Source organism: Pusillimonas sp. SM2304 (genome assembly GCF_031628915.1).
Lineage (GTDB): Bacteria > Pseudomonadota > Gammaproteobacteria > Burkholderiales > Burkholderiaceae_B > Pusillimonas_C.
On the sequence record NZ_JAVLUJ010000003.1, the window covers coordinates 708,442 to 725,766 of the forward strand.

A 17,325-nucleotide genomic window follows, 5' to 3' on the forward strand; every position below is an offset into this window, starting at 1 on the left:
CCGAAGGCTTGCCGTCCCCCGCCAGGATTCACGACAAGACAAGGACGTACAGGCCGACCGTCCTGCAAAGAGAGGTGGCGAACTCGGTTTCTCCGCATACCCGCTCGACCGGCCAGCGCCCTGATGCGGGCAAGAACCAAGCTGCCGATGTGGGGCGCAAACATCCCCGCCGCACGCTGCGGCGCTGCCTTTGAAGGCGCGGTGTGGAAGTTCCATAAGCCAGGCTGGGCGGTGTGTCGATGAACCGCCACTCGTGATACCCAGACAAACAACTGCCAGCTTCGAGGACGGCACGCGTGCGTGCAACCTGCGCCAGCCAGTCCAGGCGTAGTCTTGCCCGCGCCGCCTTTGGCGGGGCGCTATATAGAAGAAGCGTCAAACGCTTGACCCTGCTTATCTGACAACCGCACAGGACGTAACGCCCTGTGCTGTTGTCGGAGCTTTACAGTTGCCCCCGCTCTGCCAGTGAGGTTGTGCTTGCCGCCGTCACGAGGACATGATCGAGAAGCCGTACGTCTACCATCGCCAGCGCGTTTTTCAGATGTTTGGTCAGGTTCAGATCCGCCATGCTTGGCTCGGTTGAACCCGACGGATGGTTATGCGCCATGATGAGCGCGGCTGCGTTCAGACGCAGCGCCGTCTTAACGATCTCGCGGGGATAGACGCTGGCCTGACTCAACGTGCCCGACCCCTGCTCGATATAGCGAATCGGCTTGAAACGTGAGTCTAGATACAGGAAGGCGGCGCATTCGTGTCCCAGCCCGGCCAGCTTGGCCTGAAAAAACTGCTTCACCTTGGTCGGCTGATCGACCGGCGACGATTGGGAAACCAGGCTTTCCGCAGCCGTGCGGCCCGCCGCCAGAATCTGCTCGTCGCTGGCCAGCTTGTAGCGGCCGCTGGGACTGCGTACATACAGAGCGTATGTCTCGTCCATGTTGTCATAGCTCAGTGCGGCGATGGTGTTGTTCATGATGCTCTCCAGTGTTCAGGGCGGGATTGCCCGGAACCCGAAGGCATGGCGCAGCGCAGGTTTCAAGGGTCAAAGACGGCCAGCGGCCGCAAGCGGCGCCCACGGCGACGCGCCGCCCTTGAAAATAAGAACGACATGACACAATGACCGGGAGTAAAACAGCCCCCACCGTGTCACTGGGTTTTGCGTTGGAATCCTCTGCGTGCAACGCAGCCAGACTTTAATCGTTGCGGGTCGCGCAACGTGCACGCGCAGTGCGCAGCGCCCCCCGACGCGAAGGCGTGAGGGATGGAAGCCGAATGGCCGTGACGGCAAAGCCGGCATGGGGCGCTGCCCGACAGCCCGGCGGCGCGTGCGCCGACACGCACGGATTTATCCACAGATTCTGTGAGCAAGCCTGTGCATAAGAGATGAAGACTTTATGACAGCCCTTGTCATTCCGTGCTTTGCACCTGGATGGGCTGCTAATTGTTCAGCGCAGCGATGACCGCCCGCCCCAGGCGTACTTGTGTCATAGGCTCCGGTCGCCGCTGGCCCCGTGGGCGGCGAACGGCTGATTTGGCTTTTCGCTTTGGCTGTTATCACCGGGCGCGGCGATGCCGCGTCCGGATTTTGCCCACCGTCCACAATGACGGGGAGACATTGTGGACGGTGCGAAATAAACCCATGAACCGCCAGCGCCCCGGCTGAAACCGGGGCGCTGGTTGCTCGTCAGGGTTATGCGGCGACGGCATTCACCGCATCATTCAGCGTATCGGCATCCTCGACGGTTTCACCATCTTCGTCTGCCGCCATGTCCTGCGAGGCTGCCACCCGGAAGATGGCGGGCATCCATCCCATACCGGCCACCAGCCGTTCGGCTTCGCTGGCAATATCGGCCTTTTTCAGCTTCGCCAGCCGCGACACCTGATCAGGCGCGAACTCGCCCACGGCATCCAGAATCACGGCCTTGGAAATGTGCTTGAAGTAGCCTTCGGCGGTCGGCTGCCACCATGCCGCCATGTCCAGCCCCACGGCCTGCGCGAGCTCCGCACCCGGTTGCTGTGCGGTAGCGCGGGGGGTGATGATGTCCACCGTTGCCGCCGCGCATACTGCCAGCAGCCGCACCAGTGCATCTTGCGGCGTTGCCAGCAAGACGGTGAACAGGTCGGCGCTGTCCTGCGGCAAGCCTTCGCTCAAGACCTTTTGCAATTCTGCCAGCGCCACGGCGGCGGGAGATTCCGGCCAGTCCGGGGCCATGCTTTCCAGCCGGTCTTGCACGGTCAAGCGTATTTCCAGTGGCAAGCCGTCGCGATGATAGCGATCACGCTGCAAAACCGTCTGCACCATGCCATGCACCACAGCGGCCAGGGCAGCTTGTGGATTCCGGGCCAGTTCGATTTGCAGCGCAGCGGTGCGGTGGGCGCTCAAGCGCTGCGCCAGCCGGTCGGTCATGGAAGCGGCCTTGGGCTGTTCGTCATCCTCGCCTTCGCCGTTAACGTCATCCTCACCGCCGAAGCCTTGGCGCAGCCGCTCCAAAGTGCGCAGCGCCTTCGCTTCGGCTTCACGCATCAGACCGCGATACACCACAATTTCCCCTTGCCGATCAAGGGTAACAATGGCCCCTGCGGCGGCTTTCACGTTCGGGGCGTAATCCAGCAAGCGATCTTCCAGCGCCTGCAATTGTTCGCCCAAGCTGTCGCCCTGCTCCTGCAAGGCATCGGCTTTTTCCTCGTCATCATCGCTCAATGCCGCATCAATCGCTGCACCAGTGGCCTGCATCTTGGTTTCCAACCGCTCCATGCGCTCGGCCTCCCGCTTGGTGGGATTGCGCCGCTCACGTGGGGCTCGCTGGAAGGCTTGCAGGTCGGCATAGGTGGCAAAGGGCGTGGCATCCACCCAAGCCCACCCCTCCGCCTTCACTGTGGCCGCGTGGTCGTCCAGCTTTTGGCGCACCAGCGTTTCCAACAGTGCCGCGTCGGTGACATACACGCCACTATCGTCCTGCGCGAACAAATCACGACGAATGCCGCCGCCTGCGGCTTCGTAGGCGTCCAGTCCGACGAAGCGCACCAGCGCATGGCCTGCGTCAATTTCTCGCTCGGTCAACCGATCACGCAAGGCATGGGGGCTGCGCTGCCATTCGGGCGCGTCATAAAACGCGGCGTCTTGTGCCGCATGATCGTCTGTGATGGCAAGGGCCATCAACTGATCAAGGTTCACGGCATCGGCGCGGTAATCGGCCAGCAGGCGCGGCGAGACGTTCGCCAGTTTCAAGCGGCGCTGCACCACCAGCGGGGTGACGCTGAAATCCGCCGCAATGTCTTCAATGGGTCGGCCTTCCTTGACCAGTGCCGCAAACGCTTCAAACTGGTCTGCCGGGTGCATGGCCTCACGCTGCACGTTTTCGGTCAGGCTCACGGTGCGGGCGCTGGCGTCCGGCACCAGCAGGCATGGAACCTCCCAATCCTTGGCGATGCGGCGCTTTTTCGCCAGCAGCTTGAGCGCCGCCAGCCTGCGGCCACCGGCCACGACCTCGTAATGCTCGCCATTGACGGCGGCGATGACGGTGAGGTTTTGCAGCAGCCCCACGCGGGCGATGCTTTCCGCCAGCGCATCAATCGACTGGCCTGCGGTCTTGGACTTGCGCACGTTGCGCTTTGAAACGCGAAGCTGCGACAGCGGTACGAGAATCAGGTTTTGCGCCGGGGCGGCGGCTTCGGGCGTAGCGGTGTCGATAGCTTGGGCTTCGGTGTGGTTGATCGCGTTCATGGTGAACACTCCTTGAGGTTTTGCATTGCAGCCATGAAAAGCGCGGCAAGGGTGGCTGCCTGCCCCTGCCGCGTAGGGGAATCAGGCTTTCAACTGGCGCATACCCTCGGCCAACAGCCACAGGGAACGGTTCAGGCGAATGTCGGAATCAATGCCCTGCACCGCTCGGGTGCTTTGGCGGCGACCGTTGGCGCTGCGGCCACGCAAACCGCCTTTGGTGAGGTTTTCTTGCAGGCGGTTGAAGGTCATCCACAGATCGGGGCGGCGGTCGTCATACCGGCGCGGCATCAGAATCTGGCTTTCGGTGATAGGTGCAGGTTTGTCGGGGTCGTCGTACTTCAGGGCCAGTGCTGCGCGTGCGAGAACCTCGGCTTCTCCCGCGTCCAGCGTGATCGCCTGCATGGCTTCGCGGGATTCCTGTACCCGCTCGAAACCGTCTAGCACTTCATAAGCACCTTCGATGACCTGCCCGGTAATGTCGCCTTTATGCGGGATGCGAACATCGGCGACGGTGTCGCCGCACACCAGCCCATTGGCGCAAACAAATCTGAACGCGCCCGCCAGCATCTGATAGCTGCTCGTGCCATCGTGCGAGTTCAAAAGAATGATTTCATTGGCAATGCTGTCATTCACCTGATTGGCATGGCGCAGGCGAATCATGTGTTTGGTGTGTTCGCGCCGGTCTTCGTTACGTACCCGGGTCTGCGTCACCATGAAGGGTTCAAAACCTTCTTTCCGTAGCTCCGTCAGCACTGCCGCCGTGGGGATGTAGCTGTAGCGTTCTGAACGGCTTTCGTGTGGAGCATCGGCATAGATGGACGGCACCACCGCCCTGATCTGATCGTCCGATAGTGGGCGGTCGCTGCGAAGCACGGGGGAATGGGGAGCGAAGCGGGATGCAAGCATGGGATTTCTCCTGACAAAGAAAGGGTTTGCTGTTCACCGCACACCGGATTCCAAGATTCGGAAGCCCAACGCTTTTGAGCTGTTGTTGTGCGGTCGGCACGAAGAACCCGGTTGGCCTCGTTGCCACCGTCTTTCCTGAGTTCGTCGCCCGCGACGGTCAGGAGCCCACGAACGGGGGCCGTCAAGGAAAGAAGCGTCAGGAGGGTGCGGCCCGCAGGCGCAGCCGAGGACACGGCCTGGCGCGCCTTGACGGCACGCGGCCACGGGCTACAGTCGCGGACAAGGTGATGAAGTCAGGAAAGATGGTTGAGCAGGCAACGGCCAGGTCTTTGGTGTCGCCCGCAGGCAAGCGAAGCGCGCAGGCCCGAAGCGGGGAAGCCGGGCCGTAGGCGTCAGGGATGTGGAAGGCTGGCGATAGGCAGTCCCGTCAGGGATGAGCGGGAGCGAACCTGGAGCAGCGTGGTGCGCGAAGCGCAGACGCTATGGTTTGATTAGGTGATGAACTTCAACAGCGACAACACCGCCCTGTTCATTTTTGATACATTCTTGAGGGGCGCCACTGCCTTTCGTGGCAAGAGACGACAAGAAGTGGCAATGCTGGTCGGGCACATATTGCCATCCAGTCATTCGTTCGGCTGTAGCCTACACCATGTTCCCCAGATAGCTGCCGTAAAAACCACCTTTCTCACACCAAAGGAATATCTAGAATGGATTTCATTACTACCGGAGTCATCGCAAGCACGATTTACGACGTATTGAAACGCGGCGCTCAATTAAGCGGCGATATTCTAAAGAGTCGTTTAGGTAGCTGGATTAAAGACGAGGTGGTTGCTGATGCTTTGGCCACCGAACTTGCGAAACTCAATATCAACGACGAGTTAAGTGAGCTAGCCATTAATCGCCGCCTAGAAAATTCCTCGCAATTACTCACCCTACTTCAAGAAATCAACGCAAAGGCTGCCATAGCTACGCCATCCACAATCAATACCGTCACTCAAACTCACAACGGCAGTGGCGACAATGTAGCAGGCAACAAAATCACCCAGTGATCAATAATCAGGAACCGCATACGTGAGCACAATTGAGCAGAGCCACACCGGTGTTGGTGATAACGTGGCTGGCGATAAGATCATGGTCCAGATCAAATCGCTGGCTCCGGCTGATCTGATTCCTCCAATGGATTTGGTGCTCGAAAGCCTTCGAAAAAAGGATAATGCTACGGCCAAAACCCAGATGGTCATGCTCAAAGCCATGGCCCAGCGAGACCCTGAAGCTGCCGCCTTGGTAGAGGTCATTTCAATCTATAGCGGACTGGTTGAAGCTCAAGATCACGATGACGCCTGGAAAACCGTTGCGAAGATCATCTCGACCGCAAGCAATCATGTGGTTAAGGACATGTGCTTAGCGGCGCTCCTGAAGTTGTCAAGTGGTACTGATCGCGAACAGGCGGCGAGAGACCTTTTTGAAGGAAAATCGCCTCCCGGACCGTACTCCCAAGAGACGTATCTACGTTTGTACGCAGACAAGGAGTACCTGGAGGCAGCGGGAAAAGGAAACCCCACAGAGGCAGAACTGACTGGGATCGTTGAGGGTGCCGCCCGACTGCAACTAACAGATCTGATGCTGCGAATGGCCAAGCACTTGGATACGTGGTTTCCCTCCTACAACTCCAAGGTGCTTCTTACCATCGCAACAGGCATGAAGTTCAACCCTGATCTTGCTAAATGTCACTTTTGGTTGAACCGGCCCGCAGTGAAGGAAGGGCTGGACGATCTGGCTGACCACACTGCTCAGCTATTCGAGCAATCGGAAGGCACCGATATACGCGTCCAGGAACTGGCCTGCTCCATTTTCAACGCTTATCAGGGCTACGCACCACTCAGCTTATTCAAAACGCTGAAAAAGCACCTTCCGAATCTTGATCCCACTCGATCTGCTTCTATTGCGATGTGCAAGGCTGCTTTAGGTGACGAGACCGCGCTGAACGAATCACAGAGGGAGCTGAAAGCGGCAACTGAAAATCCTCAAAAGCGCACTGCCTGGTGCAACCAGTTCCTTGCAGCGAATAGTCACCCAATCAGCGACATAATGCCCTTCCTTCGACTGGCAACACCACCCGAGCTCGAAGAATGGGTGGGTCGTGAGCATATACTAAATGACGCCTCTGAAATGGAGGAAGCTTACGTTCGACTGTTAGTCCACGCCCTTAAGCACGATGAAGATAACCATAGTGCACGGCAGAGACAGGAATTGGCCCAGCACGCGGATCGTTTCATTTCGCGATGGGGGAACGACATAACGACCTTGATGCCGGAAGTGGTATTTGAATTGGCAGAAAAGCTATCCGCCAGCAAACTACCTAATAAGGCAATCGAGTTCACCTCCCGTCTCATACCCGATGACACGTTATGGCCGTCTCAGTTCGTCGTAGCCTATCTGAGATGCTTACTTGAAGCGGAGCAGTACGAAACATTCGAGAAGGTGATCGACAAAATCAAAGATGCAGAAAAGTCTGTAATGATCTTAAACCTCAGTGCGATGAAAGCCGAGCGAATGGGGGATATCACATCTGCACTGAAATTTAGTGATCTCATGGTCGAGTATGCACCTGATATGGCATATGCATGGTATCAGGGCTGCCACCTTCGAGCGCGCCATCAGAGTTTAGCCGAGCAACAGCTTTTTCATCAGAGGATACCTGATGCTGTGCTGCAATCTCCGATTCCCGAGGTCATGGCCATTCTTGGGTTTCTTACCCGAGCCGGGAACTTCAAACGCGTAGAGCCGCTGTGGGTGGATTGGTTCATCCAATCCCCCAGAGACCGAGCCGTCGACTTGGTAAATTTCCACTTTGGCACAGGCCTCATGACCGACTTAGACTTAGATGTCTCGGCTACATTAGAGCAGTGCGCAGTTGCCATTGAGTATGAGCAGGAAGGAAATATTCAGACTCGGCTGATCGTTGAGGACGACCAAAACTCCGGTGAATACACATTGAGGTCCTCCAGCCACTTGGGGAGGCTGCTGCAAGATCTGCCGAAAGGCGAAAGCGCCAATTTGGGAATGGCTACTTACAGGGTGATAGACCGCCTGCCCCCTTACGTGGGGTGTTTACGTCTTGCATTAAGACTGCGACATATCCACAACGATGGCAGCGATTGCTTCGTCATGATGCAGATGCCATCTGACCCTGCTGAGTTAGTACCCTATTTAGAGAAAAAACTCGGCCAAAATTCAGATGCTGAGCGTCGCAAGCAACTGGAAGAGGTTGATGCCTTACCGTTATATATTCGTGGTCATGCGCTCTATCCAAACGATGCTTTTAAAAGCGCTTTGAATTGCTGGCCTGACGTCCGGATTCCCAAATCACCCCTATGGAATCAAGGTGAGGCTAGCCCTAATGCCATTGTGCTTGACGCTTACGGCATTGGCTACTTAGCAACTACAAACCTAGTCCGCGCAGTACTAGATGCTGGCATTTCATTTATTTTACCCGCAGCCACCAAAGAGAAGCTGACACAGTTCATCAATGAGATCTCCGATGAAAAGTTCATGCTCTTAGGTGTGACGGATAGTGGAAGACTTGTTCGAACCACGGCATCGGATATTCGCGAAAATAGCGCACACATAGTAGAGACGCTGCAATTAGTGCTGGACAATTCATCTGTAGCCTATCCGATGGCTCATGATGCAAATCTTGAGGTTTTTTCAATCAAGGAAGGGATAGACGCTACCGTCTACGATGCCATTCAGCTTTCCATGGCCAATAACATTCCTTGGTTTTGTATGGATGGGGCTTTTTCTGCTTTACACCACGCCAACAAGAGTCCTACGGCAAATGTAGCCGCTATAGTTCTTCGGGCTGTGTCAAAAGAAGAGTTCGACTTTGAGAGTCTGCGACACGGCTTTTTACTTTACTCTGTTGGCGCCCTTCCACTGGCATTCACTGCCCAAAATCTCCATTCGCTAGCACAAACACCAAATCCGTTGGCTAGTTTCATTCTGTTCCAACTGATAAAAAATCACGGTCGCCAAATTTTTTCAGATGAAGGGGAATCCGAGCTGTTGCTCCATTTGATTTTTGTTCATCTGTCCAGTCGCTATACCTTTGGCGGAGATCTCAGAACTCTATGGCCACGCTACACACCTTGGCAGATTTTCACCGATCATGTATTTAATCACGGACTCAGCCTATATCTCTCATTTGGCAAGGGCTACACGGAACTTCGACTAGCAAAGGTTATGAAGTACATGCTCTTCAGAACAGGGACGCACCACGCCCTTTGGGAGCATATTTGTCGAAAATTTTTAAGCTTTGCTGAAGGGCATTTCATGTCTTTAAAAATTATTGCTGAATATTTTCAATCATTTGAATCCGAACCATGAAAAAATCTGCACACACTGTTTGTTTTTAGCAAACGTAACGCGCAGACCCGACTCAACCAGACGGACCGAAGGTGTCATGCCGGATAACCATGACTTGAAGCACGGGCGGGCGCATCCCCGCGAACGCGACTGCTCCTGGCTCCAGGCCTATCGGTGAGACGACATACCCCGAGGCCACCCCACACACCCGCCTACGCTCAACTACGCCCACACAAGTTTCCCCAATAACAAACCCCGGCAACAATTTCCCCATGCTGGTTCGGTTGCATTGTGGCACCGACAACACAGGGAGAACGCCGTGAGCAATCCAAGCCGATGGGTACTCGTCAAGCGGTTTGCCGAAGTCACTGGCTACAGCGAGAACGCGGTGCGCCACAAGGTTAAAGGCGGAATTTGGCTGGAAGGTCGCATCTGGCGCAAAGCGCCGGATGGCCGTATCTTTTTGAACCTTGCAGAGTTCGAACGATGGGTGGAAAGCACAGCGCACGCCAGATCCTTCTGAGTGACGTTTAGAAGGCATAAGCATCCGTCACCTGTTGGGAATGGCAATTCTTGCAATACGACCAATGGTCGTATATAATTCGGGGATTAGCTGCAAACGCGCAGGTTTCCACCATTCTTGTCTATGTCTGAATCGACGAAGCAGCAAAGCCCGCCGGTCGCCACCATTCGTGATGCCCGCATCGTAGCTGGCCTTACTCAAACGGAAGCCGCGCAAATTGTGCGGGTATCGCTGCGCGCATGGCAGCGTTGGGAGGCGGGCGACCGTTCCATGCCTCCCGGTCTTTTCGAGCTTTTCATGCTCAAGACCGGCCAATGGCCCTTGAACGAGCAAACGAAGGCGGAGTAAGCATAAGCAGCAGGAGCATCGTGATGGCAGTCGAAGCAGTAGCGAAGACCGGCTTCCCCGGCATCTGGATACACGGCAAATCGATCCGCGTGGACTTCATGCACCAGGGCGTGCGCCATCGGCATACGCTTGGACTTGACCCCACCAAAGCAAACCTCAAGCACGCCGCGCGTCTGCGCAGTGCGGCTCTGTATGCGTTGCGCACCGGCACCTACAACGAAGCAGAAATGTTTCCGCACACGCGCCCAGCGGAAAGCACTGCCCAAACCAGCAAGCGCCTGGTCGACCTGTGCGACCGCTACAAGCCGCTCAAGGCGGTCGACATCACACCGGAAACACAGTCACGCTACGAGAACGCGCTAAACGTCTGCCTGGAGACGATCGGCCGCGACCGCCAAGTCGACGCGCTCAAGCCCGCCGACATCCAGCAGTTGCGAGTCGATCTGATCGCCACCCGCGCGGTCTCTACCGTCAACCACTACCTCGCAACCTTCTCCGGCTTCCTGTACTGGTGCGAAGACAACGGATACTGCAAGGATCTGGCCAAGCATTGCACCCGCTTCACCAAAAGCCACAAAGACCCCGACCCGTTGAGCTTCGAGGAGTATCAGTTGCTCATTGATAAAGGCTGCATACACCCGATTGACCGGGCGGCAGTCACGTTGGCGGTCTATACCGGACTACGCCCCGGCGAACTGCTGGCATTGGCTTTGGAGGACGTGGCCACCGACCTGAGCAAGATTACGGTACGCCGGTCAGTGACCCAATCCATGACGTTCAAGGTTCCCAAGACAAACAAGGAACGCACCGTCTTGCTGTTCCCGCCCGCCCGTGAGGCACTGCGGGTGCTTATCGAGGACGCCAAACATCGCAAGCCCGCTGATCTGCAAGTCTGGCTAAACCGCCATGAATCGCGTACCGACCGCGTGCGCGTTCTCCTGTCGCCCAAAACTCAAGCACGCAGGAAGGAAGTCAACGAATTCTTTGTGCCCAGCGCCTGGAATACCAAATGGAGCAACCTGGTCCGACGGGCGGAGATTCGCCCACGCCCACCCTATCAGACGCGGCACACCTACGCATGCTGGAATCTGACGGCTCGCGGAAACTTGGCCTTTATCGCCAATCAGATGGGCCACAATGATTACTCCATGCTCGTGCAAGTGTACGCGCGCTGGATAGATTCAGAGTCTCCCAGCGAGCTGGAACGTATCTGGGAGAGCATGCAAAACATGCGTCAAATTGTCCCAAATTTGTCCCAAGAAAACCGCGAAGAAACAGTAACTATTTGATTTGTATGAATAAAACCGATTTATCTTCGCACACCCCGATGATGCAGCAGTATGTGTCAAATTGCGTGCAATCATATGATTTAAAAGGAAAATACGCCTATCGCCGTCTAAAATAATAAGATGAGCTAGACGCCAAGAAACCCGCATGAATGCTTGATGTTACTTTTAGTTTTAGACAGCAATCGGCCCGCCATCGAGCGGGCTTTTTTGTGTCTATCGGCACACCGCCTGATACGTCTCATTGTGTGTCACGACCTGCCGAACAACCGGCGTAGGCGTGGTATCCAGCTCCGCCTGGTCACTCCACCAGATTGGCCTGGCCAGCTCGCAGTAGTTGCCGCTAAGGCTTGCGCACCCACTGGCGAGCGCTATCACGCACAGAATCATCGGCCATCTGATCGTATTTATCATCCACTTCACGGGCTTTCTCCCTGGCTTTAGCGTTGGCTTCGTTGATTTCCTGACGGGTTTCTTGACGCCCTGCCGCTTTCCCCGCCTGCCGAATACCAAAAAAAGCCGCAAGGGCTGCGGTGAAAAGGGCGATGTAGGGCCAGACCTTGGCCCAGAGTGCTTTAAGCATCATCAGCGGCATAGTTGAGATTCCCTGCGACGCGACGGGCCCACCCCTTGCTGAACGTAGGCCAGGTAGAGAGATTGGTATAAAAGGTCAGCCGGGCCGCGTTGAAACGGGCCAAGACATCAGTTACAGCCATTGCCTTGGCAGCCGCCATTGTCACCGGCCCCACAGCGCCGTCGTCGGCTACGCCCGCAGCTCGTTGCAAGAACCGGATAGCATTGCCAATACCGTGGTTGACTGCGGCGTCAAATATCTGGAAGGCGATAGCGCCGTCAAACTCGTCACACCGGGCGCGCAGCCAGTACGCGTCGCGGTAAATGTCCTTGGCTATGTCTCGCGTGAGCTCGCGCATGCTCCCGGTGTACCCAGCTTCGCGGGCCGTGCGTTTTGTGATGCCCCAGTTGGTTTCCCCGCCGGGGTCGTCTGGATGGTTGACGTAGCCACCCTCGTGCCCGATCAGACGCTCAAAAGCCACCTCAAAAGTCACGACAGTGCCTGGTGCCGGCGGCGCGGTCGTTGCGACAGGCCGCGTATCCGCTGGGCTGCCTCGGCTACCGGACAAGGCTCTCGGTATATTTTTGATAAGCTCAAGCATCATTTCCCCTTGAGTTTTGGCTGATCGACTATCTTGGCAACCGACCCGGCCACGATCAATACAACTCCACCCCACTTGAGCCAGTCCGAGGGGATGGCCGCTCGAATATCTGCAGGCATAACGCTCCAGACCTGAATGACTATATCTGGCGCAATGAGCAAGGCCGAAAAAAAAGCGACCGCAGCCGCTTCGCACCAGGTGCTGACCCACTTGGGCCAGTCCTTCCAATCGTCGACAAAACGCATACAACCTCCTATTTCTTGCCCGTAGCAACGGGTGGATTGGACATAGCCCGCTCGAAGTTTGGCCCGCTTACGATAAATTCCAGCGCCGTGATGCGCTGCCTCGTGTCACGCTGCTGACTGTCCTGGGTGTCGATGAACTGCTTTGCGTAACCGCCAAGAGCCATGATCACGGACAAGGCAAACCCGGTGAACCACATCAGCCCCTTATGCCAGCGCTCGATGACCAGCACGCGCTTATCGATCTGGTGAAGCACAACGCCGCGCATCTCTGTGATCGTATTAAGCTGCTTGATATGGTCGGCAATGTGCGCCTGATCGGTTTGCAGGGCAACGAGTTGCGTCATCAGCGGCTTGAGCTCATCGATGCCTTTGGCTATCGTGTCGACCCGTTCGAAAAGCCGTGCTATTTGTGGGTCTGTGATTTGCATGGATGTTCCCGCAGGTGTTAGGCGGCTGGCTCAGGCCACCGTATGGCGTCAAGATCTTTGGGCGTCGCCGCAGCCTCGATCTCGGCTTTCAAAGTCCAACTGATGGCGTACTGCGCGTTTACGTGCTGCAAGAGGCCTGCCCCCAATGCTATGACGCCCGGCCCATCTATCGGAACGTTCTCGTTCGACTTTGTGCGCCATGTGAAGTCAGCAGGCAACGGCACGCCAGCAGCGACAGCATTTGCACAGCCGATGATGTTCGTCTGACTACGAGCATCCGAATCGTATACATGGCCCTGATGCTCAAAGCCTGCATCGATTGCCGCTAGCGTGGCCGCGTTGATCTGCGCACGCTTCGCGTCCTTCGCGGAAATGAACTTATCTTCAGCCGTGATGAGTTTGGATAGGTCTATAGTCATTGCGGCAACTCCAACAACCCATCAGCGGGGTCGATGATAGGCTGATCAAAGAGATGCTTGCCAGCCCAAGGCGGAGGACCAAGCGGATAGGTGATTGTCAGATGCAGCACCCCGTCAATGCGCTCAACGTCCCCAACAATGTGCTGGCAGTCGATGGCATCGTATGGGAGCGTTGCGCCATCAGGCACGCCTGAGAAGTCGTACTCCGTACCTTCGATGATGAGCTTTTCGCCCATCACTTCGATGACCGGCGCCTTAGCTTCGTCGCGCACCGATCGGTAAGGTGACAGCTTTATATGCATAATTACTCCTAAGCCCAGAGGCCTTTCATGAATAGTTGAATTCGCAATTCGGGGATTGCGCTGGTGGCACTTAAAACAGATAAAGTGACCTGCGAAGTGCCTAGCGGAAGCGCTCGAACCGATATTGACTGCCCGGACGGGATGTTCTGAATAGTTGCCACTGCTATGCATGTTCCATTATTTAAAAAAGCAGCGGGTGCAGCTATATTTATAGTGTTCCAAGTGTTCGCTGCTGACGTTGTATGGAATATGTCCCTAATAGTCATAAACAGCGATCCGTCAGCGAATTTGACGTAGGCGCTGTTTGCTGTTGGCTCTCCTTTTTCAATAACCGCCCCGGTGGGCAAATCATCATTCTTTGAGACGGGGCCGATAATATTGGATCTACGATACGTGGATGCCGGCCATGAAACGCACCGCCATACCCCTGTATCGACGTTGACGAATATCCCGATGTCTCCGGCCAATGTCTCGATGTCTGCCCCGTCAGGCAGTTGGAGATTAGCCGAATTGTTAAGCTGAAGCTCGTCGCCAAACCGAAGCATCGCCACCCTGCCAGGGTATGTATCGTTGATTGTCGTAATGGTCGTCGTGCCCGTCACGTCAAATAGCTGCCCTTCCACCGGAATGGATATCGTCCCAGCCGACTCAATATCAGGGCCTTTTATCAGTTGCTCCCACCGCAGCGCATTTCCCTGTCCAGTCGGCGCGCCGACGTTCGATATCCGGTTGTTGCCAAAATTCCACACGCCTGTAATGGGTGTCTGCCCGTCTGCCGCGGTCGATGCTTGAAGCGTGGCGGCAATATCATTCAGTATTGCCATCCAGTCATTGGGCAGTGCTTGCGCACCGTTAATTGCCGGGTTCCAGCTATTTTGTGGGGGCAGATAGCCGCCACTACCGTTTCGGGGCATCTTGTACTCCTGAAAATAAAAAAGCCACCTCGATTAGGAAGCGGCTAGAATGTTGTGTATGGAAAATACGCTTTGGGGCTTTGACCCCATCTTTCTGGGCTGGTTAGGGGCTCTGGTTATCCTCGCGGCGTGGAATGCCCGGAGCGGCAAGTAGGCTGCCGTAGACGCTTGCAGGGATTAGGCGCGATCCTGGCTGCGAGACAGTGGGCGCAGACAAGGCAGGAGTGATGCGCTGTGCAGCGCCTTGCTGCAAGCCGGTGATACTGCCCGAAATCAACTTATCCAACCCCAGCGGAATCTTTGTCCCAATGCGGCTCATTGCATCGAGCGCACGGCCCAATGTCGCCGCAGCCGTGTTTGAGTTATTGACGGCGCTGCCTACGGGCTGATTCAACATATAGCTGGCAGCACGTCCGATGGACTTCAGTTGATCGACCTCTTGCGCATCAAAGAACGCACCCAGTTTCCTATCACCAAGCTGACGTAGCGCCTTCCCATAAGCTGCCGCGCTGAATTTACCGACCTCATCCGCTTGGCCTGACAACGCCTTGTCTTTCAGAAACTGCGTGATGTTGGTGCGGACGGCCTCTTTCGCTTGCGGTTCCGATGCCAGCATGCGCCCAAGGCGTTGCACGTCATTGATCTTTGCGCCCGGGCCGATGATGAATTTATTGACGAATTGCTCGGGCGCGACATTGCCATCGTAAATAGCCTTGAGGGCCGGGGTTCGTTCGATCTGACGCATCAGACTGCGGTTTGCTCCTCGGGCCTGGGTGAATGCTTGAATAGCCTGTTCGCCAAGTTCCGTGCCATCGGTCGCTGGCAACATACCTGGGTTGACTGCGCGTGCGCCTTGGGCGGCTGCTTGTTGGCCTAGAGGCATCACCGGCGCATCGTCCAGCGCTTGGCGCACAAGGCCCAGGGCATAGCGCGCCGATCCATCGCTGGTGTTGCGCTGCAGTCGGCCAATCAAGGTTTTAAGCTGCTCGGCATAGTCAACCGTAAACGGCACTTCGCCGGCGCTGATCCGGTTGATGTGGTTGCGCACATCAGCAGGCAGCGCACCGCCCAGCAAGTTATCGTCAAGCTGTTGGATAGCCCGATCAGCGAAAGAGCGGCCATCCAGCGGAAAACTGCGCCCAGCGCTATCGCGGGCCATGCTATACAGGTCGTTAATCCGCGCCTGTCGCGACCCGATGCGTGATTGCAAGGCATCAATGGCGCGCTGACCGGCGACGTAAGCATCATCGCTTGACCCGGCCCCGGCCTGATTCAGCGCCCGCACCAAGGCTGAGTTATTCTCGTTTTGGACGCGGGCCAATCCTTGCAATCCGGCATCTGAGGCATTCGCGCCCATCTTGGCTAGATTCTGTTCGCGGGTGATTTGTACCGGATCTTGCGTCAACATGCCTCGGGTAGGCGTAGCGCCTTCGACGCGCCGGAAATCCAGCAATCGGGCCATGGCAGCCGGATCAAGATCATCACCTGATCGCATTGCCTGCGCAGCCTCTTGGCGCAACTGCTGACGAATACGCTCAGGAACCCTCGACCAATCGACGCCGGATTGGCGCAAGGTCATTTCAATGCGCTGCTCGACCTGCTGCGGCGACACCGACGATAGGGGGCCGGGCAATCGGTTTTGCACACCGCGCGCCACGGACTGCGCACCGGATAACGCCATGGGAGCGGCCAGACCACCTAGAAGACCCGCGCCAGCTTGGGCCAAGGGCGATCCCCCCGCTTCACGAACAGCGCCGCCTGCGCCGCCCGCGCCAGCCGCAGAGGCTACTTGCTGCGCGGGATTGGAGCCAAGCGCAGTTAGCGCGGTTTGCGTAAGACCCGTTGCGCCTCGCGCCAAAGCGCCAGAGCCGCCAGCAATGCCACCCGCACCTGCCATCAGTCGCGCCACATCGCCGACCACGCGCTCGTTTGAGCCTTGTGGCTGCGGCAGTTGCAAGGCATCGGCTGCGGATGAAGCGATTTGCGCGGTAGGTGCAGCTTCCGGCAGACCAGCGACGCGGAGGCCGGCATTCAGCCCTTGCCGGATTGGCTCGGTCAGTACACCAGCGGCTTGGCCTAGACCTTCAAGGCCATAGCGAGCCGTCAGACCGATCTGACGTGGAATCTCCATAATTGCAGCGCCAACTCGCTCGGCGCCCGATGGTTCTTGCCCCATTGGCTGATCTGGCACACGCACCGAGTCTCCTTGACCATCGGAATACTCAGTGACACCCTCTGCCAGTGGCATAGCCTCCCACCAGTTTCCTTGCTCTTGCGGAAGACGCCCTGTCACCTGATCCGCATACTGAAACGTGTCAGGCGCATTGGGATTGCGCGGGTCCGAGCGAGCCTGACCACGCCGCGCCGCATCAATAGCCCCGGGGCCACCGTAATACCCAATCGCGGCCATGCGCGGATCGCTGCCGCCACGCTCGTACATCTGATTGAGATAGCGCACGCCTGCACGGGCATTTTGAACGGGATCGTTGATATCCCATCCCTCATCAGCCACGCTCTGGAACGTCGCAGGAATGATCTGCATGCCACCCACCGCGCCCGCATTGGAGGTCGTCGTGTTGCGGCCACCGCTGGATTCTTGCTGGTAGACGGACTGCGCAAGCTGAGCCAGTTGCGGATCGACACGCTCTTGCGTCAATGCTATATCCAGGGGCGTGGCCTGAGGCAATGAATCC

16 protein-coding genes are annotated in these 17,325 nt (G+C 56.9%); 5 read left to right on the plus strand and 11 right to left on the minus strand.

Features of this window, described 5'->3' with window-relative positions; genetic code table 11:
* Window positions 1-442: 442 nt before the first annotated feature.
* The 3 genes from RE432_RS18210 to RE432_RS18220 all read right to left on the minus strand — a co-directional run bounded on the left by RE432_RS18210 (window position 443) and on the right by RE432_RS18220 (window position 4,627).
* Window positions 443-970, minus strand: coding sequence for a RadC family protein (locus RE432_RS18210; RefSeq protein ID WP_164878371.1), 528 nt, complete (start codon window positions 968-970; stop codon window positions 443-445).
* Window positions 971-1,687: 717 nt separating this feature from the next.
* The gene (locus RE432_RS18215) at window positions 1,688-3,721 is read right to left on the minus strand and encodes a ParB/RepB/Spo0J family partition protein (RefSeq protein ID WP_118994199.1); all 2,034 of its coding nucleotides are present in this window, start codon (window positions 3,719-3,721) and stop codon (window positions 1,688-1,690) included.
* Window positions 3,722-3,802: 81 nt separating this feature from the next.
* Complete coding sequence (locus RE432_RS18220) at window positions 3,803-4,627, minus strand: DUF932 domain-containing protein (protein ID WP_118994198.1); 825 nt, start codon at window positions 4,625-4,627, stop codon at window positions 3,803-3,805.
* A 707-nt stretch (window positions 4,628-5,334) separates the two neighbouring features.
* On the opposite strand from RE432_RS18220, the gene RE432_RS18225 reads away from it, so the two are divergent.
* The 5 genes from RE432_RS18225 to RE432_RS18245 all read left to right on the plus strand — a co-directional run bounded on the left by RE432_RS18225 (window position 5,335) and on the right by RE432_RS18245 (window position 11,152).
* A complete protein-coding gene (locus tag RE432_RS18225) occupies window positions 5,335-5,676 on the plus strand; it encodes a hypothetical protein (RefSeq protein WP_118994197.1) in 342 nt (113 codons plus the stop codon).
* A 22-nt stretch (window positions 5,677-5,698) separates the two neighbouring features.
* Window positions 5,699-9,013: a PIN domain-containing protein gene (locus tag RE432_RS18230; RefSeq protein WP_118994196.1), complete on the plus strand. Its 3,315-nt coding sequence runs from the start codon at window positions 5,699-5,701 to the stop codon at window positions 9,011-9,013.
* 298 nt (window positions 9,014-9,311) lie between these two features.
* Window positions 9,312-9,515 carry an excisionase gene (locus tag RE432_RS18235; RefSeq protein WP_118994195.1) on the plus strand — a complete coding sequence of 68 codons (204 nt, stop codon included), beginning with the start codon at window positions 9,312-9,314 and terminating at the stop codon, window positions 9,513-9,515.
* A 123-nt stretch (window positions 9,516-9,638) separates the two neighbouring features.
* Window positions 9,639-9,863, plus strand: coding sequence for a helix-turn-helix domain-containing protein (locus RE432_RS18240; RefSeq protein ID WP_118994194.1), 225 nt, complete (start codon window positions 9,639-9,641; stop codon window positions 9,861-9,863).
* A gap of 23 nt (window positions 9,864-9,886) precedes the next feature.
* Window positions 9,887-11,152: a tyrosine-type recombinase/integrase gene (locus tag RE432_RS18245; RefSeq protein WP_118994193.1), complete on the plus strand. Its 1,266-nt coding sequence runs from the start codon at window positions 9,887-9,889 to the stop codon at window positions 11,150-11,152.
* Window positions 11,153-11,492: 340 nt separating this feature from the next.
* Here the strand turns inward: RE432_RS18245 and RE432_RS18250 are convergent, their stop codons facing one another.
* From RE432_RS18250 to RE432_RS18285, 8 genes are all read right to left on the minus strand, one after another.
* The gene (locus RE432_RS18250; RefSeq protein WP_310934944.1) at window positions 11,493-11,744 is read right to left on the minus strand and encodes a hypothetical protein; all 252 of its coding nucleotides are present in this window, start codon (window positions 11,742-11,744) and stop codon (window positions 11,493-11,495) included.
* Window positions 11,725-12,216, minus strand: a complete 492-nt coding sequence (locus RE432_RS18255; protein WP_310934945.1) for a glycosyl hydrolase 108 family protein — start codon at window positions 12,214-12,216, stop codon at window positions 11,725-11,727. Before RE432_RS18255 ends, RE432_RS18250 begins: the two co-directional genes overlap by 20 nt.
* 107 nt (window positions 12,217-12,323) lie before the next feature.
* Window positions 12,324-12,569, minus strand: coding sequence for a hypothetical protein (locus RE432_RS18260; RefSeq protein WP_310934946.1), 246 nt, complete (start codon window positions 12,567-12,569; stop codon window positions 12,324-12,326).
* A gap of 8 nt (window positions 12,570-12,577) precedes the next feature.
* Window positions 12,578-12,997 carry a hypothetical protein gene (locus RE432_RS18265; protein WP_310934947.1) on the minus strand — a complete coding sequence of 140 codons (420 nt, stop codon included), beginning with the start codon at window positions 12,995-12,997 and terminating at the stop codon, window positions 12,578-12,580.
* A gap of 17 nt (window positions 12,998-13,014) precedes the next feature.
* On the minus strand, window positions 13,015-13,416 hold the full coding sequence (locus RE432_RS18270) for a DUF4376 domain-containing protein (RefSeq protein ID WP_310934948.1): 402 nt from the start codon (window positions 13,414-13,416) through the stop codon (window positions 13,015-13,017).
* Window positions 13,413-13,718 (minus strand): hypothetical protein, encoded by a 306-nt coding sequence (locus RE432_RS18275; protein WP_310934949.1) that lies wholly within the window; start codon window positions 13,716-13,718, stop codon window positions 13,413-13,415. The genes RE432_RS18270 and RE432_RS18275 overlap by 4 nt, the downstream gene beginning before the upstream one ends.
* A gap of 8 nt (window positions 13,719-13,726) precedes the next feature.
* On the minus strand, window positions 13,727-14,632 hold the full coding sequence (locus RE432_RS18280; RefSeq protein ID WP_310934950.1) for a hypothetical protein: 906 nt from the start codon (window positions 14,630-14,632) through the stop codon (window positions 13,727-13,729).
* Between the two features lie 103 nt (window positions 14,633-14,735).
* On the minus strand, window positions 14,736-17,288 hold the full coding sequence (locus tag RE432_RS18285) for a lytic transglycosylase domain-containing protein (RefSeq protein WP_310934951.1): 2,553 nt from the start codon (window positions 17,286-17,288) through the stop codon (window positions 14,736-14,738).
* Between the last annotated feature and the right edge of the window lie 37 nt (window positions 17,289-17,325).